We start from the raw sequence: 22,501 nt of genomic DNA, 5'->3' as shown, positions 1-22,501 counted from the left end.
ACAACCCCCCGCCCCGCTGGTATAATAGAACAATATTCCATTCAAGATATTATCATTGAATTAAGGCGGTGTTTTTATTGAGCGTACTAGTGAATAAAGCTTGGGTGCTTGCCCGGATGTACGAGCCCGACGTGACGATCGTCGACTGCCGGTTCATGTTGGGACAGCCCGATGCCGGAAGGATTTCCTATGAGGAGAACCATATCCCGGGAGCGGTTTTCCTTGACCTGGAGAAGGATTTGTCTTCCTCCGTCAGTGAGCATGGCGGGCGGCATCCCCTGCCTGATACCGGCCAGCTTGCCGCAAAGCTGGGGAAAATCGGCATCAACCGGGAAACCCGTGTCATCGCTTATGACGATCAAGGCGGACTGTACGCTTCACGTCTGTGGTGGCTGATGAGCTACATGGGTCATGAGACGGTGTTCGTCATGAACGAAGGCTTCAGTGCATGGAAGGATGCAGGTTACCCCGTCAGCAAGGACCAGCCGGTTCGGGTCCCTACCACCTTCACGGCTGATGTGCATCCTGAAATGCTCGTCAACCTGGAAGACGTCCGCCAGGCGATGAAGGATCCATCGATCGTCATCCTGGATTCGCGTGAATCCTCCCGTTACCTGGGTCTGAACGAGACGATCGACCATACCGCCGGCCATATTCCCGGCGCCAAGAACAAGTTCTGGAAGGGCGTCCTGCAGGACAACGGGGAATGGAAATCCCTCGATGAGCTCAAAGAGTACTATAAGGACGTGCCGAAGGACCATGAAATTATCGTCTACTGCGGTTCAGGCGTGTCGGCCTGCCCGAATGTCCTTGCCTTGACCGAGCTTGGATACCCGGATGTCCGGCTGTACGCCGGCAGCTGGAGCGACTGGATTTCTTACAGCGAAAATCCGATTGCGACAGGGGAAGAGTAATCTCCGGGAGACGCATCTAGCGCTGAATTGTGGGCTGTGACAAGTTGCTGGCGAGCGACCTGTTGCAGCCCTCTTTGGCGTTCTCCGGCAGCAGGCGTGATCCATAGGCCGGGATAAAATTTAAAAAGACTTTTTGCTACCCCGTATCTTATTATGGATTTTTATCGTTATTAGATTGAAAATCAGCTTAAAGGAGAGTGCTCATCTATGGAAAAAATCATCGCTTATGTATCCGCCATTTTTATTCCGGTGACCGACATTACACGTTCAGAGGAATGGTACGTTCGAATGTTCGATCTGGAGACGATTGAAAAGACAGATGATCGGGTCGGGCTCGCCTTCCCTAACGGCCAAACCTTGGTTTTATTATGGAAAGTGGTGAACCCGCAGCCTGTCCAATTTGATACCGGTAAAGATATGATGCCTTACTTCAATTTCACATCGTACGATATTAACCATTCGTATAACCAGCTTAAGGCGAAAGGAGCGGAATTAAGCGAAATCCACGAAGAGGATGGGTACAGGTTTTTCAAAGCATTCGATCTGGACGGAAATCCCGTGGATATTGTGGAAGAAACGGGGCAAACGCCGTATTTTACTCACAAGAATAACATAAGGAAGCAGAAATAGTGACGCAGGGAGATCACTTAACAGACGCAGGATATGAGACATTTGCGAAGATGACGCTTCCGCTGCAAAACGATCTGAAACGATATTGTCTGGCTAAGGCCGGTTCGGCGTGGGAAGCGGACGATTTGCTCCAAGAGTCGCTTATTAAAGCTTATCGTTGGCATACTCGGTTCCCGAATAGAGAAATAACGAAGCCATTTTTGTTTCGAATTGCTGCCAACGCTTGGGTGGATATATGCCGCAGCCGCAAATGGGAGCCGCAGGTCGGACCACTCGATGAGCATTTAATCGGTTCCTATGATGAATGGAGTAAGTGGGATGTCCGTGAGGCGCTCGAACTGCTGTCCGATCGGCTCGAACCCAAACAGGTCGTTCTGATTTTGCTGATCGACGTATTTCACTTTACCGCGAAAGAAACGGGAAGGCTGTTCGGACAATCCGAGGGTTCGGTGAAGGCGGCTCTAAGGCGGGCGAGGACGAGGCTGAAAAAGACCGTTGAAAACCATCCCGAATATTGGGATGATTCCGTACTCGTAGCTCCGCATGGCGGACTCAGTATCGAGGTGTTCGAAGCGCTGGTCGAAGGTTTTCGCCGTGCGGACCCCTATGCGATATTCCGCTCGTACCAGACTTTGATTGAAGATGGCGCGGTGGTGGACCGGATCGAGCTGCGCGGCAATACGCTCTATTTTACGATCATCGATCCCGACAGCAACGTATTGACGATCACGGAGAAATTGAAATGGCAAGACGATAAGTACCATTCGAAATCCTAGAGGTGATTGCGTTGATCGAAATGCTGCAGCAACAATACGATTGGATCCGATCCGTTAGACAAAACATGTTTGCGTTCTTGGAAGAGCTGCCTCCTCAAATCTTGCATCAACCCGTTCCCGAATTTGGGCGAGGAACGATCATTCGAACCCATCTTCATGTCGTTGACTGCTATCGGTGGTGGTTGGGATCTTTCGCGTTTATGATGAGAAACGAGCATAGGGATATTTCCATAGAAGAAATTGAACGCGCCGATGTGAAGTATGTCCGTGAACGATTTACGGAAGCGGATGAACTCGTGCAGCGGTTCATAAGTGAATATCGTGATCGCTGGAATGAACCGATCAAGCAGGACGAGAGCTGGCGGGATTACCCGAAGGCTCCTACTCCTTTGCTGCTGTTAACTCATACGGAGACTCACGAATTTCATCACAAAGGCCAAATCGTATCCATGGCAAGACAACTGGGCTGCCCGCCTCCAGCCGATGACCGCTTAGGCGGACTTTTCACCTGATTCGACAAATCGGATACAAAGCTGCGACCGTTTTTCGGTATTTGCCGGGGAACGGTCGTTTAGTTTCTTCGTTTTGTTTTGTTCGCGATCCAGATCATCAACCATTTCAGGCGGTTGAAACTGTTTTGTATACACCATTCCTTGCTGAAATTTGGTAAAATGACAGGAAGAGGTGAAATGCAATGAAAAGCAGAAGATTTATGCAGCCCCTGACTTCCCCGATTCACTTCCATACCGCGATGATTGAGCAAACGCCTGTTGCCGTTTTTTTGGGTCAGGAGATGATCGGCAGCGGGAAGATCGTTCAAATCACCGATTACATCGTGAAAATCGGTAACGAATTTTATGTGCGCGATGCCTGCACGTTTAAATATGCGGTCTAATCCATGCGAAGAACATTAAGGGCTAACATCTAATAAAACGTTTCTCACGTAACGTTGTCCAAGCATTGCCAATAAACCGTGAGCAATCATAGAATAGCTTGTTGAAAGGATGTATTGAGTTGATCAAACTTAAAAATCTTTCCGTATCTCTTGTCCTGAGCGCTGCACTGTCAGCTGTGGCGATCTGGCCTATCTCTCCTTCGGTACAAGCAGCGCCGGCCAAAGAATGGCTGCAAATTTCGGACACAACCACCTATTACGGTGAAATCAACGGTGGCAAGCCTAACGGCAGGGGAACGATGAAATGGGGCGACAGCAAACAATATTCCGGGGAGTTCGTGAACGGCCAGCGCGAAGGCAAAGGGAAGTACATCAACGAGTACGCCGCCGACGGCGAAAGCCACAAAGTCGTATATAACGGGGAGTGGAAGCTGGACCGGATGAACGGCACCGGCACGCTGACCCACAAAGTCATCCAGGAAGACGGTGCGGTCCGCTCGAATGAAATCCAAACGGGTGCTTTCGGCGGCGGCGTGCAGACGAGCGGATATGATGTCATTCATGCCCTGGCCGATCCGGATTTCTACTTCGCGTACAAATCGCCGCAGGAACAGCTCGTCATCATGGGAAGCGCTGACCATCTCAAAGCGTCGTTGAAAAGCGGCAGCCTGTTCAGCGCGGAATACCGCAGCGGCACGATCCACAAGACCTACTCGATCTTCCCTGCGGATACAGCGGCAGAACAGCGTATAAACGTGGCTAGCCTCAAATATTTGCAAAGTATTCAGCCAAAGCTGAACCCTCATCTGGAGCAATTCGAGCGGTTGGCCGGGCAGGTTCCCCTGAAATAAGGATGATCAAATAAACGTCATTACGGTTCAATTTGCATGACCAGGCATGGATCGATAAGGAGAGGTATATGAAATATATTAAAGATTGTCCCGAACCCGGTATGGGCACCTGGTATTTCGAGATTGACCAGCAGGGTGTTGCTTACCGCCAGCTCGTCATCGAGGATGACGGCAAGTGCATCGCTTCGAACCGGAAAGACGGAGACTATCATTTTATGTTGGCCGAGCAGCCGATCGATACATCTGAAGCTGGCTTGATCTTGATCACCCAGGAAGAATTCGAGGAGGTTTGGTCCGCTTCCCTTAAGTCCACGGGCGAGCTGTGGCAGCGCCAGAAGTCGCTGCACCCCGTTGGACAAAGGGTCGAGGGCGCCATCGAAGCCTTTTTCCCGCAGGGAACGCTCATTACGCTTGCGAACACAGAAGCAGTAGGATTAGCTGACACCGGGGAGCTGGAGTTGTCCGGAAAGCCGGAATGGATGTACCCGCGGCACGTCGTTCAAGCCGTTGTGAAGGGATATGACGAAGTTAACCAGTGGATTGTGCTTGGTCAAGCAGCCGTACTGGAACGGAGAACCGATCGAAATCCAGAAAAATCATCAAACTAAGAGGAGAGCCCGCAGCTCTCCTTTTTATAAGTTATAAACACTGTAAAAACAGCTATAAATAAGGACCAAAGAAGTGCTCGAGTTTCTCCCGGGAATACCCGTCTTCCCCGCGCCAGCAGGCAACGGCATTGAAATCGGTGCCCCGTCCCCGTTCTTTGCGGTAAAAATCTTTGGTTTCCAGAATGCCTGCGTAACCCCAGATCTCCATGACCTGATCCCGTTCATGCGAATTGGAGGGGAACACGTCCTTCCACCTTTTCTCGAGCTGCCGGGCGGCATCCTTGTCACCACACGCCTCAATCCCTTGGATCATCCCCTTCAGCATACCCACGTCTTCTTCCCGCACCAGGAACGGATCCTCCTCACGGCTAAGGCATAACAGATCCAGCCAGCAGTAAACGAGCCAATTGTGGCGGACGCCTCCCCATTTGATCCGTTCGAAATTAAGCACGTTCAGGTCCTCGCCGGCATATTCCTCTTGGGACATCAGCATGCCGTCATCGCAGAAAAAACACTCACTGTACCGGGGGATATCGGCGGCACGCATACGGAATGTATGAGAGGGTAAATGGCGGGTCAGCGTCCAGCTTGATAAAGCGCTGCGCAGATGAACTTTCCGGGTGGAAAGGCTGTGCAAAAACGCAGCAGCCACCCGCTCTTTCGTCACGTTATGCTCATGCAGATGAATGATCCGCCGGATCAGCTCATCATGCGACACGGTGAGCGGATCGAACATCAGCCCCTTGCTTTTGGCGTACTCAAAATCTTCAGCCGATAACATAAAACTTCCGCGTCTCCAGCCTCCCGATTGCCAGTACGTATTCGTTAATATTTTTTTGGCTTTCGCATCCATGCGGGCGGATCCCCCTCCTGTTCAGTAACAAATTCAGCCCGAATTCCTTGCAGCCTGCTGGGCCTCCGTTACAGGCACTGGTGCCTTGCTGCTCGATGGCGCAAAATAATATACATATCCGGTTTGCCCGAAGCGCCAGCGAAATCTCTTCAAGCCTGGGTCCCACCCCAAGAATCAAATGAGCTTCGCGCCTACTTTCTCTTTCAGCCTTTCGGCAAGCAAGCGCCATTTCCGGCCTTCTTCCGATGCTGCCGCATCGGCTTCACCCATGCCAAGCCAGTAATCGGCATCCAGCAGCTCATACATATCCAGCATTGTGATCTCGGCGCACTCCGGATTTTCCAGGGCAGCGATCATCGGATCGGGCCCATCGTCCCAGTTGTAGCCATCCACCACGGCATGAAGCAGAACCGGCGAGGACAACCCGCGGATCCGGCAGGTGACCTCATCCAGCGACTCCTCATACAAAATACCGTCGATGATCCTCTGCTCCTCATCGTTCATCGTGAGGCGGACCGCCCCGTCGGTATCAGCGAGCAAATCGGCCATGGCCTTGTCCATTCTTGCCGCCTGCCAGGCCGTCCCCAGGATGCCGTGCGGGGAATTCAGCTGAGCGCCATTCGCAATCAGCAGCTTGACCGTCTCCGGCTGCTTGAACTTCACCGCTTTTTTGAGCGCCGTATCGCCCAGCTTGTCTTCCGCTTCCAGATCGACGTTTTTCTCGAGCAGCAGCTTCATGCCGTCTACAGGCATCCGGTTGGTGATAAAAAGCATCAACGGCGTTCTTCCGCGGGCGTCCCGCTCGTTCGGGTCCAGCTGATCCACCGCCGCCCGGACCATTTCCAGCTCCTTGCTCTTGCTGGCCTCCGTCCATTCCAAATGATCGTCCCCCTTTCTCAGGTATTGACTGGACTCACGGATACCATGCCAGCAACCGCTCCAGCTTTTCTTTCATCGGAGAAGTCTCTTTTCTCGCGGACTGCGCCAGCTTGGTGTGTGTTCCGAAAATCCGGTACAGCACCGTTTCCCGCTCATAATCCTCTTTGGACTCCAGCTCACTCAGCAGAGCGTCCGCCAGATCCGGTGTATCGATAACGAAGGATTTCACCGGCTTGGCTGAATCGCTTCCTCCAAGCAGAATCTCCACAAGCACCGACATCCGATCGGGGGTCAGCCCGTGGGCTTCGATAAAAGCTTCGGCGTACCCGTCCTGAGCGGATTGGTGCTCCGTATCAACCGTTTCCATATACCTGCGCAGCAGCGGAAAATATTCCGTGCTCATGATGCCTAATCCCAGAACGGCATAGGTTCCCGGCATGACCGACTTCTCCCCGGGTTCCACATCCTTATACCAAGCAAATTCCTCCATGGCTGTCTCGGCGTACCCGGCAATCAGCGGATGAAGGCCAGGATACCGGAGCGCGCCGGCAAAAAAACGGTGCAGCTGCGATTTAGCCAGCTTATTCAGCGGCAGATAGTGTTTGTCCTTTGATGGGCTCTTCAGGTTTAGTTTGTACTCTTTGGGAAACCCCTCCGAGAGCAGCCCCGTTATATACGTCAGCGCTTCCCCGTATGCGGCCTCTTCCTCCGCATACAGACGGATGTCGATCGTTTCCGTAACATCGTTGGCCGCTGCCTGGATCGCCGTGCCTTCAAACCGGTGCAGGAAGCGCCCGCTGCCGTTTTTTATATAGCCGGCCGCCTTTTCCGAGCCCAGCTGGACGGCTAATTCCAGATAGCGCGCCCGGAGCTCGGGCTCCCGGCGGCCGACCTTAAGCGCGGCATAGACGAAAAAGTTGAGCTCGTCCGCTTTCACAATCACCCCGTCCGCTGCATCTTTGCGCTTCCAGTCTTGGCCGAAGCTCCCGGTGCGCTCAAAATAACGGACCAAAAAATGCTCCTCCGCCCATTCTCGAAAGGCTGAAGTATATTGAGAGACCCACCCGAGCAGCCGGTCCGGGTTCGAACGGTGCTTTTCCTCCAGCCGCCCAATCAGCGGCTCTAATTGTGCCTCTCGCTGTTCAAACAGATCGGAATTGAGCAGATGACGGGCAAAGAAGAACTCATCCAACTCCTTGGGGCGTACCGGCAGATCCCGCAAAACTTTGGACTGGATAAAGGCATCGAGCTCCCGCCTCTGACCCGCGAGCTTGTCCTCATCGATCAAAACCTCGGTGAAGGTCCTTAATCCCTCTTCCCTCTCCATTTCGAGCACGATCTCGAAGCGGTAATCGAAAAACCTGGGGCCGTAAGTCCCGGCCCTCATCTCTTCCGCAAGCCGTGTCCGCAATGCGGGGAGCCACTCGCCGGTGATGAGGTCGTCGGTGATATCGCATATGTAAGGCCCAGCATTCAGCCGATACGAGGAGTCGGTCCAATCAAAGGGCCGGTCCAGGTCGATGCTGATTACGCCGTATCCGTCGCCGGCTTTGCGGGTACTCCAGGCCACGCCAAGATAATCCTTGATGCCCGCCTGGAGCCTGCTGACTTCCTTGATCTCACGGATACGCTTGCTTTCTTTCTCATAAATCCCGCTGATCAGGGACCATACCTCATCCAAAAACTGCTGTACGCTCGCGTTCAATCGTTTCCCCTCCCGAGTTTCTTAAGCCATGCCATAAGAAAAACGTCTATCGACGTACTTTCAAAGAAGACAAGACCGCGTCTAAAGGTAATTTTTCTTGCAATATTAGGAAGCAATCGCTCTGGAGTTTATATATTTTCTAATATTATAAACAAGCCCCGCGCGGGCGGGGTCCTGCTTAACCGATGACTTTGACTACATTGCCCTCGCTGTCCTTGATCTGCGTCTTCACGATCTGGATAGCGGCCCCCTTCACCGAAGGCAGCGGAACGACGCTTTCCTTCGGTGCCAGCGAACGGCTCAGCTCAGATGCGGCTTGATCGTCCAGGGCAATTCGCACCTCGCCTCCTTCGGCTTTCAGTTCCGGCTTCTGCCCGGGCTCAAAGACGACGCGGGTGTCCGGTCCGACGAGCGTGAGCGAACGGCCCTTTAAAATCCGGCCTAGCAGCAGCTTGGCAATAATTCCGGCCTGCTTGGCTCCCATTTTCACGACGGAAGGCGACTTGCTGAACCAACCGCTCTTCCCCGGTTCCCAGGCCAGCTGATCTACAAACAAAAATCCGGTGCTGGATCCTTCCGCTTCCGCTCCCTGCCGGATTTTCTCCGCGACGGGTGGAATGCGCAGCAGGGAGCCGCGGGTTAAATCCGTTATGTAATAGGGTATATGCTCCTCGGCAGCCCCGAGAACGCCGAGCGTATTCCAGGTCTGCATCGCTTCGAGCTCATCTCCCGTAATGCCGGTCATCTCCAAAAACTCGACCTGGCCATTCGGCGTCTGGATCGCGGGCAGCTCCGGATCTTCAGCAAAAGCCAAGGCCGTCAGCTGCGTGTCGGCTCCGAGGCAGATCGGCCCGTTGGCATCCAGATAATCGCCCGAACGGAACACGTTTCCGCTGCCAAACACGTACCTGCCCATATTTTGCAGCAGGTTCAATGCCCACGCCGGCGGCTCTTCCTCGTCGGCATCACGCTGCAGCCGGAATGTCAGCTCAAAGCCGAATCCGCTGACCTCCTGGTCCTCCGACTCTTTTTCATACAATTCCGAGAAGCCGTACGTGACAAAATGCCAATGTGGGATCGGCGATTCCGCTTTGTAGGCGCTGATTCCGTCGAGCGGGTCCTGGCCGCCGAGCGCATACGAAATGAGCGTCCCGTAATGCTTTGGCTCCTGACTGCCGTATAATCTTTCAAGCTCCTGGTCGATGGCGTCCCAACCCGGTGCGCCGATTTCTTCGTTCATCATCCTGTCCCCTTCCCATGTGTGCCGAAGCTTATTTCCTTATGTTATTTATTCGAATACTGCGTCATTGAAACGCTGGATTCCCTTACGATGAGACGCGGCTCAAACTCGACCCGCTCATAATCCGGCGGATTGTGCGACTGGATCCGCTTCAGCAGCAGCTCTGCCGCCAGCCGGCCGACTTCGCTGCCCATGATGGACACCGAGCTGATTTGCGGAGTGGTTACGGTCGCCCACAAGTTGTTGTCGATGCCGACCACCGCCACATCCTGCGGTACCCGGATACCAAGCTCCTTGAAGCGGTTGACGATCCCGATCGCCACCATGTCGTTGACGGCGTAAATCGCGTCCGGCATATGTTTCAGGCTGTAAAAATAATCGGCCGCTTGGCGTCCGGTCTCAAACGAAAAATCTTCCCCGAAATAAACCAGCGAAGCATCGACATGCCTAAGCGACTGTTCGTATGCCAGGTACCGTTCTTCAATTTTGTCCTTGGGCGCGCCTGCGTAAGCAATCCGTGCCCGTCCGATCTGGAGCAGATGCTCCATGACCAGCCTTCCTTCCTGGCGGGCGAGCCCCACGATATCCGCCTTTAGATCCGGGCTGAGCTTCTTGCCGTAATTGATGACGGATACCGGGATGCTGGCCTGGTTAATCAGGCTTTCCAGCTGCTTGGGATACGCCAGCGGCATCAGGACGAGGCCGTCCACATGAAGCTTCTTGATTTCCCGCAGCGTCTCCAGCTCCAGACGGGCGTTGCCAAGCGTATTAATCTGCACCACCCGGTATCCGTGCTGCTTGGCGGCTTGCTCTACCGACCAGGCGATATCCGGAATGATCGCGTTGCGGATGTCCGGCACGGCAAGCGCGATCTGGTGGGTTTGGCGGATTTTGAGGCTTTGGGCCGACGTGTTGGGGACAAAGCCCATTTCATCGATGACCTGCATGATCCTCGCCTTCGTCTTTTCGCTGATTCCCCCGCTGTTATTGAGCGCCCTGGAGACGGTGGCGATGCCGACGCCCGCCTGCTTGGCGACGTCCTCAATGGTCACCTTTTTCTTGTTGGACATGCGAATTAATCCCTCTCACTTCGGAATCGTTTCCTATCCGGAAGACATTTTTTTCTTTTTCAGTATATATTATAGCATACCCCGCCATACCGATGCCTCAGCTTAGCCGCCAGACGCTGCAATCAACGCATGACCTCGGCTTATTTCTATTCATAGACATGTAAATCTTCCATTCGCACCATAGTTAAAAACACCCGCTATAGCCCTAAAAAATGATTTGACACGCAGAATAGAATGTGACATCATATGGATCGGAAACGTTTCCTATTTTTTCGATATATCGCTCACCATATTATTTACTGCCTGATAGGGAGATGACGGATTCATGCAAGCATTGAGATGGCATGGCGTGAAAGATTTGCGCGTGGAAACGATTGAGGAGCCTTCGGCCCTCCAAGGTAAGGTCAAAATCAAGGTGGAATGGTGCGGCATCTGCGGAAGCGACCTGCATGAATACGCCGCCGGGCCGATATTCATTCCGGAGGGTGCGCCTCATCCATTAACCGGTGAGAAAGCCCCGGTCGTGATGGGACATGAATTTTCCGGCCAGGTCGTGGAAGTCGGCGAAGGCGTGACCCGCTTCAAAGCCGGCGACCGGGTCGTCGTGGAGCCTGTGTTCGCCTGCGGACATTGTACCGCTTGCAAACAGGGAAAATATAACCTTTGCGAAAAAATGGGCTTCCTGGGACTCGCCGGCGGCGGGGGCGGTTTCTCCGAATACGTGGCGGCCGATGAGCATATGGTTCATCATATTCCGGACAGCGTCTCCTACGAGCAGGGCGCTTTGGTCGAGCCGTCGGCAGTTGCGCTGTACGCCGTCCGTTCCAGCCGCTTCAAGGTGGGCGACCGCGCGGTCGTATTCGGGGCGGGGCCGATCGGCCTGCTTGTCATCGAAGCGCTGAAAGCGTCGGGTGCTGCGGAAATCTACGCCGTGGAACTATCGCCTGAGCGGCGGAGTAAGGCGCAGGAGCTGGGGGCTATCGTGCTCAACCCCGCAGACGTGGACGTCGTTCAGGAAATCCATCGCCTTACCGAAGGCGGAGCGGATGTTGCCTATGAAGTTACAGGTGTCCCGGCTGTCCTGAACCAAGCGATTCAATCGACGAAAATCAGCGGTCAAATTATGATTGTCAGCATTTTCGAACGGGAAGCCCCGATCCATCCGAACCAGATCGTCATGCAGGAACGCAATATCGCCGGCATCATCGGTTACCGGGACGTGTTCCCGGCTGTAATCAGCCTGATGCAGCAGGGCTATTTCGCGGCCGAGAAGCTCGTTACGAAGCGCATTGCTTTAAGCGAGATCGTCGAACAGGGCTTTGAGGCGCTGCTGAAAGAGAAAAGCCAAGTCAAAATTTTGGTATCGCCACAACCGTCCAAATAACCGACTGTGAATATTACTGCACCTTAGGTGCTTTTCATAACGAATAAGAAAAGATCCCTTCGCCGAACATACGGCAGGGGATCTTTGTTATGTTAGCCTTATTGACGGAGCGCAGCCTGCGTCTCTTGGCTCTTCTCCCGCCGCTGATGCAGCATCATCAGAAGAACGGCGCCGGCAAACGCAGCCGCCACAAGCCAGACGGGAATCCGCGGATCGAGCTTGTACGCCCAGCCGCCGATAATGCCTGCCGGAGACGTAAGCAGCAGGATCAGCACGGACAGCATGGAGAACACTTTTGCCCGTTTGTCGTCATCGATCGCGTTCTGCACGGCTGCCTCCAAATAGGGCGAGCTGATCATCAGCCCTACGGCGGCTAAAATCGTGCTGAGCCCGATCCAGACCAGGTTCGACGTCGGCCACAGCACCAGCATGACGTTTGAAGCGACCGACAGAATGAAACCGGCCATCATCGAGCGGTTCGCCGCGTGCTCCGGAATTTTCGGCATCAGGAGCCACAGCGTCAGCAGCATAATGACGGAGGACACCGCCGGGAACAGGGAAATCAGCCCGCTTCCCACATGAAGGTAATCCGCCATGTACAGCGACAGATACGTCGTTTTCATCGTGGCCTGGAAGTTGAACAAAATGTATACGCTAAAGATCAGCATGAGCGACTTGCTCGTTATAATGTCGCGAATCGCCCCGCCATAATCGATCAGGCTTTCCTTCAGCCCGAGATCGCGGGTCTCCCGCATCTTTCTCTGGCCGATTTCGGTTTCGCGCGTCGTTAGATGCCGCCCCACGAACTGAAACGTCATCATCAGGAACGCAAGCACGTACATGATGCGCGTGCCGGACACAAGGCCGTAATGATCCACCAGCAGTCCGCCGAGCGGAGCGAACAGGCCCCCGATCACGCTAATAATCTGCAGCAGCGTAAAGACGTAAGTCCGGTCGGCGGGCTTCGTATCCTCGACGATCAAGCAGTAAAACGCGGTATGCGGCACGCGCTGAAACCCGTTGACAAGCGCCGCCGTGAGGAAGAACCACACATTGTGCGAAACCGCCCACAGGATGGTGGCCAGACTCCAGCTGAACAGGTCAAAATACAGGATGGCCGATTTGCGGCCCATCCGGTCGGTCAAATACCCGCTGATAAACGATGAAAACACCTGAACGATCAGGCCGATCGTAGTAATCCAGCCGATGCTGGTCTCGGCAATGCCAAGCTCGTACATATACAGCGTCGCGTAGGTGCTGACCATGCTGTACGGAATGAGAAAAAAAGGCTCAAAGGCGAGACAACCCCTGCTGTTTCCTTTTAAGCGCGGGAATAAAGGTCGTGACATACCATCCTCCGGGTCCTGATGAAATGTAAATGAGTGTGATCGATGCGATTAAGGCAGCTTGCGCCGTGGTTTCTTCGTCTGCCGGGGCTGCCAGGCGATCAAGGCACCCGCCTCTCCACAGATTTGATTCACCTGTTCAAGTTTCGCGGGGGCGACTTCCCACATCCATCGTTCTTCGCCCACCCGGTAAAGTATACCATGATCATGGCAGCTCTGTATCCAGTTTTCCAGATTCGTATCCGCGATTCCGATGCTGAGATGCTCGCCGTTCAGTACATTGGCAGGGTACACCATTCTCAGCTTGCTGCCGGTATAGCGGGCTTGTCCGCCGTATAAGCCGGGGGTCTCTTTATTGAAGGCAAATGCTTTTTCATAAGGGAACGCGGTTTTTCCGTTGTCCCCGGCGGCGTAGCTCATCGCATCCGTCATTTTTCTCGTCTCGTATAAGATTGCATAAGGAAAGGAGAATTGTTCTGTCATATGGCGCAGCCATTCTTTAAGAACGGAATATGTGTCTTCCGAAGGGCTGTCACAAAAGACGGCGATATGCGGGAAACTGCCGTATCCGCTCGTCTGATAAGTAAAAGCGGCGTCCCATGGCAAAGTTCCGTGCTGCTGGCTGTACATCCAGAAGGCTGCAGCCTCTCCAGTGCCGATTTTCGCCCGTAATTGCTCCGGGGAAGATTCCACCAGATCGTGATCGCCTTCATGATCTCCGTGCTCCAAAAGCTCATAGTAACTCGTCCCTGTTACAGCCGTGTCGATCTTCTCAAAAAAAGCCTCCCCGGCGGCAAAAGCCTGCATCACCCCAATCCGTTCCGTATGATACAGCGCAACACCTGCACATCCAGGCATACCGTTCCCTCCATGATAGAATGTTCGCATTTTTTACTCATTCTAAATCTTATCTTCTATTATGTATTCAAATATGTATTCAAAGCTAAAGCTCAAAAAAATATAATTTCAAGACCCGTCAATTTCCTCCGATGTGGGTACTGCTGCTTGAGAATTACATGACCAACTCCACCTTCCATATCTATTTCATCTTTCTATGAACAACAAATATAGCTCCTAAACTGCAATCCGCTAAAGTAATCTAGATCTTGCTTAGACTCTGTACATAAAACTCCTAAGCTTACATTGTCTGCCCCCTGCTTCAGCAGCTTCACAGTTGGAGTCCGTTCGGCTCGACCGGTCTGCTGAGCCAGTGCTCATCCGTTTGGACATGATTGTTCCGCACGAATTTGGCCAGGCTTTGCCTGAACTGCTCGTAAGGGAAAGACGATGCCAGCCTCACCACATACCCTTCCTGTTCCCCGCCGCAGCAGGACTTTTTCGTGTAGCACCGTTTGGCTGCTTCTTCGTCCCAAATGCCCCTGTACAGCAGCGGCACCGTAGGTATTCCAAGCCGATCCGCCCAAACTACCGTCTCATCCCAGGAAAGGCACAGGTTCTGCTCATTCCACACCGAGAACAGCATAAAGTATCCAGGCAGCGCATCGTAAGCGAGCGAATGCTTGGCGTACACATTTTCCCCGCAGAGACGATACCCTTCCGGAATCAAGTACCTGATTCCGCCGTGCAGCGTTTTGACGTAATGCCGGGAAGGATGATCCTTGCTGTCCAGCGATCTCGCATGAATGAAATCCGGGTACATCGTGGTGTTCTCGCCGTCCATTTTCTCGGTAATCACCACTTCTTTTCCCACGAAATGGTCCGTGCTGCGCAAAATTTTGTCATCATCGGTGTATCCTCGTGACCATGGAAGATGCATCGTTTTCGGATATTTGATTTTCATGAAACCACCTCTTTATTTGCCGTTCGTGTCCGCTTCCGCGAAAAAATACAACCGGGCCAGCAGATCCCCGCCAAGCAAATGATAAATGTTTGACGCTCCTGCGTCTCCCCCGTGAAGAATTTCCATATGAAAGCTGACCATATGCACAACCTTCAACACAAATGCCTCATCATATCCGAGCTCCTTCAGTACATGACAGGCAATGGCCGCAGAGACATGCTCGTGGCCGAAATAGGAGTAATAGCCGCGGGTTTCCTTCCATACCTTACAGAACGGTTTGCCCGCATCGTGAAACAGCGCCGCATACTGCATCGCCAGCAGGTCATCCCCTTCGTACTGCGCATTGATATAGGCAAGCACGGCGTAGGTGTGCTCTGACAAGGTTTTGGAGTGATAGGGATTCTCCTGGTCGTACCCAAGCATGACGGAAAAATGCGGGCAGGCGCTTAAATAGGCAAAAAGCTCATCGTGACCCGGACGTTCTGCGAGCAGTTTTTCCAATTGGATTCTGTCCAGCTTCACATCCTCTGAGCTGTGCACGATATGCAGCGCTTGGAACCCTTCGGCCATGACCGGAAACTCGAAGTTTTTGGCAAATTTCGTCAGCACTGCGTCATCGATCCGGCGTTTGCGCGTCCCCGCCCGCTGCCTGGCCGTCTCATACGGCGTATCGCACACATGGCCTTCGACAGGCACATCCTTGAATTTCTTCAGAAACTTTACACGGCGGTCGCGGCTCACGTTGGTTGCGTCAAATACGACACTGCGGCCCTCCCCAAGCAGACGGTCTATTTCGGCAAAAGCCTCGTCAAACACCAGATACGTGTTCTTTTGCCTGGACTCGCTGCCGAACAGCCTCTCCCGGATGGAGTCGGTCGAAACCGCCACGGCCCGCTCACGCTTGCACAAATTTTTGGCATAGAAGCTTTTGCCGCTGCCTGGAATGCCGACCAGCATGTGAATCGTACTCATCGTGATCACCTCCCTTCCATAAATGGTTCATTTCCTTCACCATCCTCTTGATAGTCACCTTCCATTCATCGCTGACACCCATTGATCCCGTATGAAGCGTTCTTGTTGACTTTTACCCGATGATGGACCGTGGATCATAAATGCAACAAAAAAAGCCCTTCCCCGAAAACCAGCCGGGTTCCTGATGAAGGAGGCGCTCCCTTCAATTATATGGGATCCTGCCTTCAAAGCACACGGGACCTTGGTCGCATCCGCAAAACAGGTCTTTCTGCCTGTCACTGGGTTTTCGATCTCGCGGGGATGCCGGCTGAGATTTGATCGCTCAGGGCCAACAAGAGGCCGAAACGTATATCTTGCATTAAAAAAAACATGACACTTCCATTTATTTGATATATAGTAGGAACATAAGTTCTTATTCCGAGGTTCATCCATTATTCTATTTGAGGGGGACAACCATCCATGGGAAATCATATGGCGGGTTTGCAAGTACAGATCAGGCCCTGGTCGGAAGACCATTTGCATTTGGAGCTGCTCTATCGTTTGAATGTTCCAGAGATGCTGGAACATCTGGGCGGACCGGAAAGTGACGAGCAGGTTGAGAAGCGCCATAAGCGATATGTTGAGGTTCAGTCCCTCGGGAGCGGCTGCATGTATAGCATATGGCTGGCAGATCATCCGGTGCCAATAGGCAATGCGGGATTTTGGGATAGTGGTTGGCAGGGATCTACCATTTATGAGATCGGCTGGGGCGTCCTGCCTTCCTTTCAACAGCGGGGCATTGCATCGGCCGCGACAGCAGCCGTGATCGAGCAGGCGAAACAGCAGAAGAAGCACCGATTTATGCACGCTTTTCCGTCCGTGGATAACCCGGGTTCCAATGCGATTTGCCGGAAGCTCGGCTTCGCTTTCATGGGTGAATGTGATTTTGAATACCCGAAAGGCAGCTTTATGCACTGCAATGACTGGCGCTTGGATCTGGAATCGGGCGTCTGATACGGACAGCATGAAAGAGGCCATCGCCCTTCCTTTGAAGGATGGAGGCCGCCTTCTCGCTAATGTCCGTGGTTTTAGTTCTGCGCTGCTTCGATGCCTATCAGCAGTTGGGCCAGTTCATTCTGGAGCGGCTGGGATATACGTGTCATCGGCAGCCGAAGGTGATCGGAAGCAATCAAACCCTGATTAGCCAGCACCCATTTTATCGGAGCGGGATTCGGTTCCTGGAACAGTTTGCGGATAAGCGGGACGACACGGTCAAAAGATCGTTTGCCTTCCATGACCCTCCCCTTTTGCACCAGGTCATGGACCTCAATAAAGATATCTGTGTACAAGTTGGCCGAAGCCAGAATCCCCCCGCTCGCCCCTTGGCTGAGCTTGGCATGGTAGTACAGGTCGTCACCGCATAACACCGCCCCCGCATCTTGACGCGTCAACTCGGTAACCAGATCCAGGCCGTCGGAGCTGTCTTTCATACCGATCACACCTTCCATCTCCATAATGGTTTTGGCCGTATGCATCGTTAAGCGGACCCCGGTACGGGCGGGAATCTCATAAGCAATAACCGGTACCCCGACTTCGGTCACCCGGCGAAAATGCTCAATGATCCCTTCCTGCGACGGTTTACTGTAATAGGGAACCACAACGAGGACGGCATCCGCCCCCAAGGCGGCGGCCTGCTCCGTCCGCTGCACGGTCGTCAACGTGTCGTTGGTTCCCGTTCCGATGATCACCGGGATGCTTCGCTGCTTTTCTTTCAAAATCTGCTGCGTGGCCCGGGTGAGCTGTACGACTTCGTCCCAGCGTACCGTCGGGGCCTCTCCAGTCGTCCCGTTTATGATCAAGCCGTTGATATGATGCTCAGCCAGCTTTTCCACGTAACGGGTGTATGATGCCAAATCAAGCTCTCCGCTTGGCAAAAATGGCGTGACCACAGGAACCAAAACGCCATGCAGTTCATCTCTTCCGATCATTTTTGATGACCTCCTCTATAGGTTGTGCCTCTAATTTAGCATAGGAATTATTATCAGTGTTATCTATAATAGTTGATGAGCATCATCGATAATATTGATATCATGGAGATGAATAGCATGGACCTGACGTACTTTCATACCTTTCGCGAGGTCGCGCACCGCAAAAGCTTTACCCGGGCGGCCGAAGAGCTGGGATATGCGCAGTCGAGTGTAACGGCGCAAATACAGAAGCTGGAGAAAGCATACGATACGCAGCTGTTCGAACGTTTCGGCAAGGGGGTTCGGCTGACCTCCTCCGGGGAAGAGCTGCTTAAACTTACGGTACAAATGCTTGATTTGTTCGATGAATCGAAGGAGAAGCTTCGGACCGAGGGAGGCGGCACGATCTCCGTGGGAACGATGGATTCCCTCGCCGCTTACTTTCTCCCCCCGCTGATCCAGCAGCTGCGCAAGCAGTACGAAGGATTGTCCATCCGATTATGGACGGACCGGGAGGACCTTCTCGTCCAGAGGGTCAAAGAGGGAGATTTGGACATCAGCCTGATTCTCGATAACGAACCGGAGGATCCGGCGCTTCACTGGCAGACGGTCCGGGAGGAACCGCTCGTTCTCATCGCAGGGCCGGGACATCCCCTGGCAAATCGTGAGATGATCCGTCTTCAGGATCTGTACGATGCCGAGTGGATTCTGCCGGAAGAAACCTGTAATTACCGGGTCATGCTGGAGAAGCTTCTGAAGCAGCACGGAATCCCATGCCGGCTTGGCTTGGAGCTGGGAAACCCCGAAGCGATCAAGCGCTGCGTCATGGCGGGATCAGGAATCTCCCTCTTGCCCCGCATGGCAGCAGACGATGAAATCCGCAGAGGGCTGCTCGCCCCACTTCCCTTCAACCATCCTGATCTGCGGCTCAGCCTGCAGCTGATGACCCATCCGAAGAAGTGGATCTCCCGGGCACTCGGCGATTTTATCGAGTTGGTCAGGAAGTCGCCGTGAGCCCATTTTAGCTGTTCACTGTTCACTATTCCCCAGAATCAGCTGTAAACCCGTTCACATGCGAGTAGATCTCTGTGTTCCCGGCACCCAATAATCCATGACCACCTGAGCGCCGTAAATTCCTTTAGCACTCGGAGATACAACAAAAAAACGCACTCAGGCAGCGTCCAATCGCTTCCTCCGTGCGTTTTTCAACATATCCAATCGATTTATGCCCGAATCGTCTTTAAAGCCGCGGACCAGGCAACCACTTGATCCAGCATGCCGTTGACATTTTTATGATGCAGCTCGGCCGGCTTGAAAGTTCTAAAGCTTTCGAAATCGGTAAAGAGCGACAGCGTAGGGTGAATGCGGACGTCCGCCACGTTCAGCTCCCCAAGAATGCCGCGCAGGTGCTCGGCCGCCCGGGCGCCTCCAGTGGACCCGTAGCTCACGATGCCTGCCGCTTTATTCCCCCACTCATCTCGAACCAGGTCGATCGCATTTTTCAGTACACCGGAAATGCTATGATTATACTCCGCAGTGACGAACACGAATCCGTCCATGCGGCCGATGGCCGCGGCCCAGTTTTGGATGGCGTCCTCTCCGCCAGAATGTCCGAGGAACGGCAGCGGATAATCCGCCAAATCGATCAGGTGGTACTCCGCATCTCCACGCCCATCGGCCAGCTCCTTGAGCCATGCTCCGACCTGCGGGCTGACCCGCCCTTCCCTAGTGCTGCCAAGGATGATTCCAATATTCAAGTGTGATTGTTCCATTTCTAGATCTCTCCCCATATTCATAAATTTCCGCAGGTCCTGTAACCTGCCTGTAAACCCGGATCGGTACCTTTATCTTATAGCGGCTTGAAGACGAAAGATAATATCAATTCCGGCATGGCTATATATATTTCGGTCTATGGGTGGTTGATGCCAAAAAAAACAAACGCCTGAGCAGAGCACTGGCGGCTCTGCCTAAGCGTTTATCGGGCAGTGTAATCGGATCTATTTGCGGATCTCATAAAATTGGCATTCTTTGCGCGAATGGTACGTAACATCACTCACACCGGACTGGGTAATTACCGTGGAGTCGGTGAACCGGATGATCCGCGTATCTGAATCGATCAAATGGTCATCTTTAAACACGCGTATGGGAAGCTTCCTGCGCTCGGCCTCCTGCAGATCTGCTTCCGTCAGAAGCTCTCGAATCGTTGCCATGAATGACGGGTTCTCCTTTGGATATGAATTAGATACGATCACGGGTGCTCGCTCTTCCTTTATTGTAGCCGTTCATGGCATAAATGGAAATGGTTGAAGCGGGTAGGAACGATGAAAGCAGGAACCTGCAGGCTCAGACAACGTAACCGGACCAGCTCTTCACGCTTACGCACAGGTTTTTTCCGGAACCGCTGCGGAATCAGCTGGAGCCGGGGTCTTTTTCAAATATGGAATCAGCGACAGCAGGCCAAGCACGGCAAGAACCGCACCAACCCACAACGGTGATGCCAGGCCGTAGCCATGATCGATCGTGAGCCCGCCAATGGTGGAACCGACGACAATGCCGAAATTGACGACCGAGACGTGGAACGTATTGACGAGCGAGCCACCGTTCGAAGCTCTGGCCACACGGGTCACCATGGGAGGATTCATGGAGACCCCGACCAGGCCGATCACGATGACGGCGATAACCGCAACGACCTGGTGTTCGGCAAATAGGCCGAACATGATCAGCGCGCCCGTAAGCACGACTAGGCCGATGGTCATAATCGGCATCATGTACCGGTCGGCCAGTCTGCCGGTGATAGTGTTGCCGATGACCGTTGCCACCCCGTAAACCCCGAGCAGGAGCGGCACCATGGATGCGCTGAAACCCGCTACATCGGTAAGTATCGGTGAAAAGTAACTGAATGCCGCAAACGTCGCCCCAATGATCAGCATGCTGGTCGCGAAGGCTGCCCACAAATGCCGGTTCTTGAATTCCGCGAGTTCCCCGCGGAGGCTGATCGTTTGAGATTCCTCTTTAGGCGATTTCGGAATCAGCAGGAGCCCCATCGTTCCCGAGACCAGCACAAGGACAACGACAGCCCAGAAGCTCGCCCGCCAGCCGAGATACTGGTCGAACAGCATGGCGGCGGGCAGCCCGACGGCGGTTGCGACCATCAATCCGCCAAGGACGATCGAGGCGGCACGGCCGCTTGCTTCCGGACGAACCAAGGTGAGTGCAATCGCGATGGACACGCCGAAGCAGGCCGACGAGGCAACCCCGATAATAATCCGGGCAGCCATCATAAGTTCATAGTTCGGCGCGAGCGCTCCCAGCGTCTGCCCAATCAGAAACACGGTGGACAATGCCAGAAAGGCTTTTTTGCGCGGCACTTTTAACAATCCGACTGTCAACAGAGGCCCGCCGATAATCATCCCCGCAGCATAAGCGGATATCAGATATCCGATGGCGGCGACAGATACGCCAAACTCCTCTGATAGCGACGGCATGATCCCCGCCACCATAAATTCAGAAGTCGTCATGGAAAAAATCATCAGTCCCAGTACATAAATCGCAAGCGGCAATGTAAACAGCTCCTTTATTTATTATTTTGTAACACTCAGTACAAAATTAGACGCAGGGATCTCTCCAGGCATGTCACCTAGGAATCCCCCTCTATATTTTCTTTATATTTTTCTCTGCATCTCCTCTACAACTCTTAGGAATCTACTCGAAAGCTCCTCGGAATCTCATCTTTATCCTCACTGTATTTCCTCTGTGTGTTCTCTGTATCTCCAACTTGCTCCCGTCTTTACTTGTGCCTCACCTCCATTTTTCAATGGTTATAACTTTGCGGCTCATTTTACGTCCCACTTTTGTAACAACTAGTACAAAATTATTCAAAAAGCACAGCCGCGTCCATCGCGTGAACATCGTACAGCGCAAAGCGGCAGCTCGAATACGAACACAACAGCAAACAATGATTTAGATAGACTAGATGATAGATTAAATATATCTCTGACTCCCAGGGATTCTGCTAAAATATGGCCGCAAGCGTGCCGTCAATAATCTGCCGGGCCAACGCACGGTTCATGGTCCCCGGATAAATCACACGCAGGCCATAACAACAGCTGAGGAACAGAGCCGTCATCTCCGATGTATCCCGTTCACGAGAAATTTCGCCGACGGACTGCCCTTCGCGAATCGTTTCCTGAAGAGCCTGCTCCAGCAGCGCCACATGCTGTTTGAAGATCCGCTCAACAGTCGGGTCAGACTTTCCCCGCTCTACCGACGCGTTAATAAGCAAACATCCACGGTCCTTGGCTGTCGAGCCCTCCCGGATTTCCCATTCCAGCAGCTCCCGCAGCCGCTCCTTCACCGGAGCGTCTTTGCGCAGAATGTCCAATTGGGTCTCGATCCCCACCTGATGGTATCGGATCAGCGCCTGTTCGTACAGCTCATGCTTGCTCCCGAAGGCATTGTACAAGCTTCCTCTGCCGAGACCGGTTTCCTTGCATAAATCTTCTGTTGAGCAGGACCCGTATCCCTGTGACCAAAACACCTCCACAGCGGCATCGATGACGGCTGTGTCTTTGAACTCACGGGGTCTACCGCTTTTACTCATGTTTAGGCATCCCTTTCGTAGGTTTGATTGG

The 22,501-nt window shown here is 53.2% G+C and carries 24 protein-coding genes; 10 read left to right on the top strand and 14 right to left on the bottom strand.

Annotated features, from left to right (window positions below):
• Positions 1 to 77: 77 nt before the first annotated feature.
• The 7 genes from MKY74_RS17030 to MKY74_RS17000 all read left to right on the top strand — a co-directional run bounded on the left by MKY74_RS17030 (position 78) and on the right by MKY74_RS17000 (position 4,674).
• The gene (locus MKY74_RS17030; RefSeq protein ID WP_076167447.1) at positions 78 to 914 is read left to right on the top strand and encodes a sulfurtransferase; all 837 of its coding nucleotides are present in this window, start codon (positions 78 to 80) and stop codon (positions 912 to 914) included.
• A gap of 207 nt (positions 915 to 1,121) precedes the next feature.
• On the top strand, positions 1,122 to 1,544 hold the full coding sequence (locus MKY74_RS17025; RefSeq protein WP_076167449.1) for a VOC family protein: 423 nt from the start codon (positions 1,122 to 1,124) through the stop codon (positions 1,542 to 1,544).
• Positions 1,544 to 2,320 (top strand): RNA polymerase sigma factor, encoded by a 777-nt coding sequence (locus MKY74_RS17020; protein WP_084203742.1) that lies wholly within the window; start codon positions 1,544 to 1,546, stop codon positions 2,318 to 2,320. The genes MKY74_RS17025 and MKY74_RS17020 overlap by 1 nt, the downstream gene beginning before the upstream one ends.
• Before the next feature lie 11 nt (positions 2,321 to 2,331).
• A complete protein-coding gene (locus tag MKY74_RS17015) occupies positions 2,332 to 2,832 on the top strand; it encodes a DinB family protein (RefSeq protein ID WP_076167452.1) in 501 nt (166 codons plus the stop codon).
• A gap of 182 nt (positions 2,833 to 3,014) precedes the next feature.
• On the top strand, positions 3,015 to 3,215 hold the full coding sequence (locus tag MKY74_RS17010; RefSeq protein WP_234489624.1) for a hypothetical protein: 201 nt from the start codon (positions 3,015 to 3,017) through the stop codon (positions 3,213 to 3,215).
• A gap of 119 nt (positions 3,216 to 3,334) precedes the next feature.
• Complete coding sequence (locus MKY74_RS17005; protein ID WP_076167454.1) at positions 3,335 to 4,066, top strand: hypothetical protein; 732 nt, start codon at positions 3,335 to 3,337, stop codon at positions 4,064 to 4,066.
• A gap of 68 nt (positions 4,067 to 4,134) precedes the next feature.
• The gene (locus MKY74_RS17000) at positions 4,135 to 4,674 is read left to right on the top strand and encodes a hypothetical protein (RefSeq protein WP_076167456.1); all 540 of its coding nucleotides are present in this window, start codon (positions 4,135 to 4,137) and stop codon (positions 4,672 to 4,674) included.
• A 52-nt stretch (positions 4,675 to 4,726) separates the two neighbouring features.
• Here the strand turns inward: MKY74_RS17000 and MKY74_RS16995 are convergent, their stop codons facing one another.
• The 5 genes from MKY74_RS16995 to MKY74_RS16975 form a co-directional block, all read right to left on the bottom strand.
• Positions 4,727 to 5,527: a hypothetical protein gene (locus MKY74_RS16995; protein WP_076167458.1), complete on the bottom strand. Its 801-nt coding sequence runs from the start codon at positions 5,525 to 5,527 to the stop codon at positions 4,727 to 4,729.
• Between the two features lie 174 nt (positions 5,528 to 5,701).
• Positions 5,702 to 6,406 carry a DUF4274 domain-containing protein gene (locus MKY74_RS16990; RefSeq protein ID WP_076167461.1) on the bottom strand — a complete coding sequence of 235 codons (705 nt, stop codon included), beginning with the start codon at positions 6,404 to 6,406 and terminating at the stop codon, positions 5,702 to 5,704.
• A gap of 34 nt (positions 6,407 to 6,440) precedes the next feature.
• Positions 6,441 to 8,111, bottom strand: coding sequence for a DUF6138 family protein (locus MKY74_RS16985; protein WP_076167463.1), 1,671 nt, complete (start codon positions 8,109 to 8,111; stop codon positions 6,441 to 6,443).
• Positions 8,112 to 8,289: 178 nt separating this feature from the next.
• A complete protein-coding gene (locus MKY74_RS16980; RefSeq protein ID WP_076167466.1) occupies positions 8,290 to 9,351 on the bottom strand; it encodes a suppressor of fused domain protein in 1,062 nt (353 codons plus the stop codon).
• A gap of 44 nt (positions 9,352 to 9,395) precedes the next feature.
• Positions 9,396 to 10,421: a LacI family DNA-binding transcriptional regulator gene (locus MKY74_RS16975; RefSeq protein WP_076167468.1), complete on the bottom strand. Its 1,026-nt coding sequence runs from the start codon at positions 10,419 to 10,421 to the stop codon at positions 9,396 to 9,398.
• Positions 10,422 to 10,746: 325 nt separating this feature from the next.
• Here MKY74_RS16975 and MKY74_RS16970 point away from each other — a divergent pair, with 325 nt between their 5' ends.
• Positions 10,747 to 11,805 carry a 2,3-butanediol dehydrogenase gene (locus MKY74_RS16970; protein WP_076167470.1) on the top strand — a complete coding sequence of 353 codons (1,059 nt, stop codon included), beginning with the start codon at positions 10,747 to 10,749 and terminating at the stop codon, positions 11,803 to 11,805.
• A gap of 98 nt (positions 11,806 to 11,903) precedes the next feature.
• Here MKY74_RS16970 and MKY74_RS16965 read toward each other — a convergent pair whose 3' ends face one another.
• The 4 genes from MKY74_RS16965 to MKY74_RS16950 form a co-directional block, all read right to left on the bottom strand.
• Positions 11,904 to 13,154 (bottom strand): MFS transporter, encoded by a 1,251-nt coding sequence (locus tag MKY74_RS16965; RefSeq protein WP_076167472.1) that lies wholly within the window; start codon positions 13,152 to 13,154, stop codon positions 11,904 to 11,906.
• A 48-nt stretch (positions 13,155 to 13,202) separates the two neighbouring features.
• Positions 13,203 to 14,009, bottom strand: coding sequence for a hypothetical protein (locus MKY74_RS16960; protein ID WP_076167474.1), 807 nt, complete (start codon positions 14,007 to 14,009; stop codon positions 13,203 to 13,205).
• 310 nt (positions 14,010 to 14,319) lie between these two features.
• Positions 14,320 to 14,952 carry an RNA ligase family protein gene (locus MKY74_RS16955; RefSeq protein ID WP_076167476.1) on the bottom strand — a complete coding sequence of 211 codons (633 nt, stop codon included), beginning with the start codon at positions 14,950 to 14,952 and terminating at the stop codon, positions 14,320 to 14,322.
• Between the two features lie 12 nt (positions 14,953 to 14,964).
• Positions 14,965 to 15,924: an AAA family ATPase gene (locus tag MKY74_RS16950; protein WP_076167478.1), complete on the bottom strand. Its 960-nt coding sequence runs from the start codon at positions 15,922 to 15,924 to the stop codon at positions 14,965 to 14,967.
• A gap of 459 nt (positions 15,925 to 16,383) precedes the next feature.
• Here MKY74_RS16950 and MKY74_RS16945 point away from each other — a divergent pair, with 459 nt between their 5' ends.
• On the top strand, positions 16,384 to 16,917 hold the full coding sequence (locus MKY74_RS16945; RefSeq protein ID WP_076167481.1) for a GNAT family N-acetyltransferase: 534 nt from the start codon (positions 16,384 to 16,386) through the stop codon (positions 16,915 to 16,917).
• Positions 16,918 to 16,991: 74 nt separating this feature from the next.
• Here MKY74_RS16945 and dapA read toward each other — a convergent pair whose 3' ends face one another.
• Entirely contained in the window at positions 16,992 to 17,891 is a 900-nt protein-coding gene (gene dapA / locus MKY74_RS16940) for a 4-hydroxy-tetrahydrodipicolinate synthase (protein ID WP_076167484.1), read from the bottom strand.
• Positions 17,892 to 18,008: 117 nt separating this feature from the next.
• Here dapA and MKY74_RS16935 point away from each other — a divergent pair, with 117 nt between their 5' ends.
• Positions 18,009 to 18,884, top strand: a complete 876-nt coding sequence (locus MKY74_RS16935; protein WP_076169472.1) for a LysR family transcriptional regulator — start codon at positions 18,009 to 18,011, stop codon at positions 18,882 to 18,884.
• Between the two features lie 209 nt (positions 18,885 to 19,093).
• On the opposite strand, the gene MKY74_RS16930 is transcribed toward MKY74_RS16935, so the two are convergent.
• The 4 genes from MKY74_RS16930 to MKY74_RS16915 all read right to left on the bottom strand — a co-directional run bounded on the left by MKY74_RS16930 (position 19,094) and on the right by MKY74_RS16915 (position 22,470).
• Positions 19,094 to 19,642, bottom strand: a complete 549-nt coding sequence (locus tag MKY74_RS16930; RefSeq protein WP_076167487.1) for an NADPH-dependent FMN reductase — start codon at positions 19,640 to 19,642, stop codon at positions 19,094 to 19,096.
• A gap of 225 nt (positions 19,643 to 19,867) precedes the next feature.
• On the bottom strand, positions 19,868 to 20,080 hold the full coding sequence (locus MKY74_RS16925; RefSeq protein WP_076167490.1) for a hypothetical protein: 213 nt from the start codon (positions 20,078 to 20,080) through the stop codon (positions 19,868 to 19,870).
• A gap of 165 nt (positions 20,081 to 20,245) precedes the next feature.
• On the bottom strand, positions 20,246 to 21,430 hold the full coding sequence (locus MKY74_RS16920) for an MFS transporter (protein ID WP_076167493.1): 1,185 nt from the start codon (positions 21,428 to 21,430) through the stop codon (positions 20,246 to 20,248).
• Positions 21,431 to 21,882: 452 nt separating this feature from the next.
• Positions 21,883 to 22,470 carry a TetR/AcrR family transcriptional regulator gene (locus MKY74_RS16915; protein WP_076167496.1) on the bottom strand — a complete coding sequence of 196 codons (588 nt, stop codon included), beginning with the start codon at positions 22,468 to 22,470 and terminating at the stop codon, positions 21,883 to 21,885.
• Positions 22,471 to 22,501: the final 31 nt, after the last annotated feature.

The organism is Paenibacillus sp. FSL R5-0378, assembly GCF_038009285.1.
GTDB lineage: Bacteria > Bacillota > Bacilli > Paenibacillales > Paenibacillaceae > Paenibacillus_AQ > Paenibacillus_AQ favisporus.
This window is presented reverse-complemented; position numbering and strand designations above follow the sequence as displayed.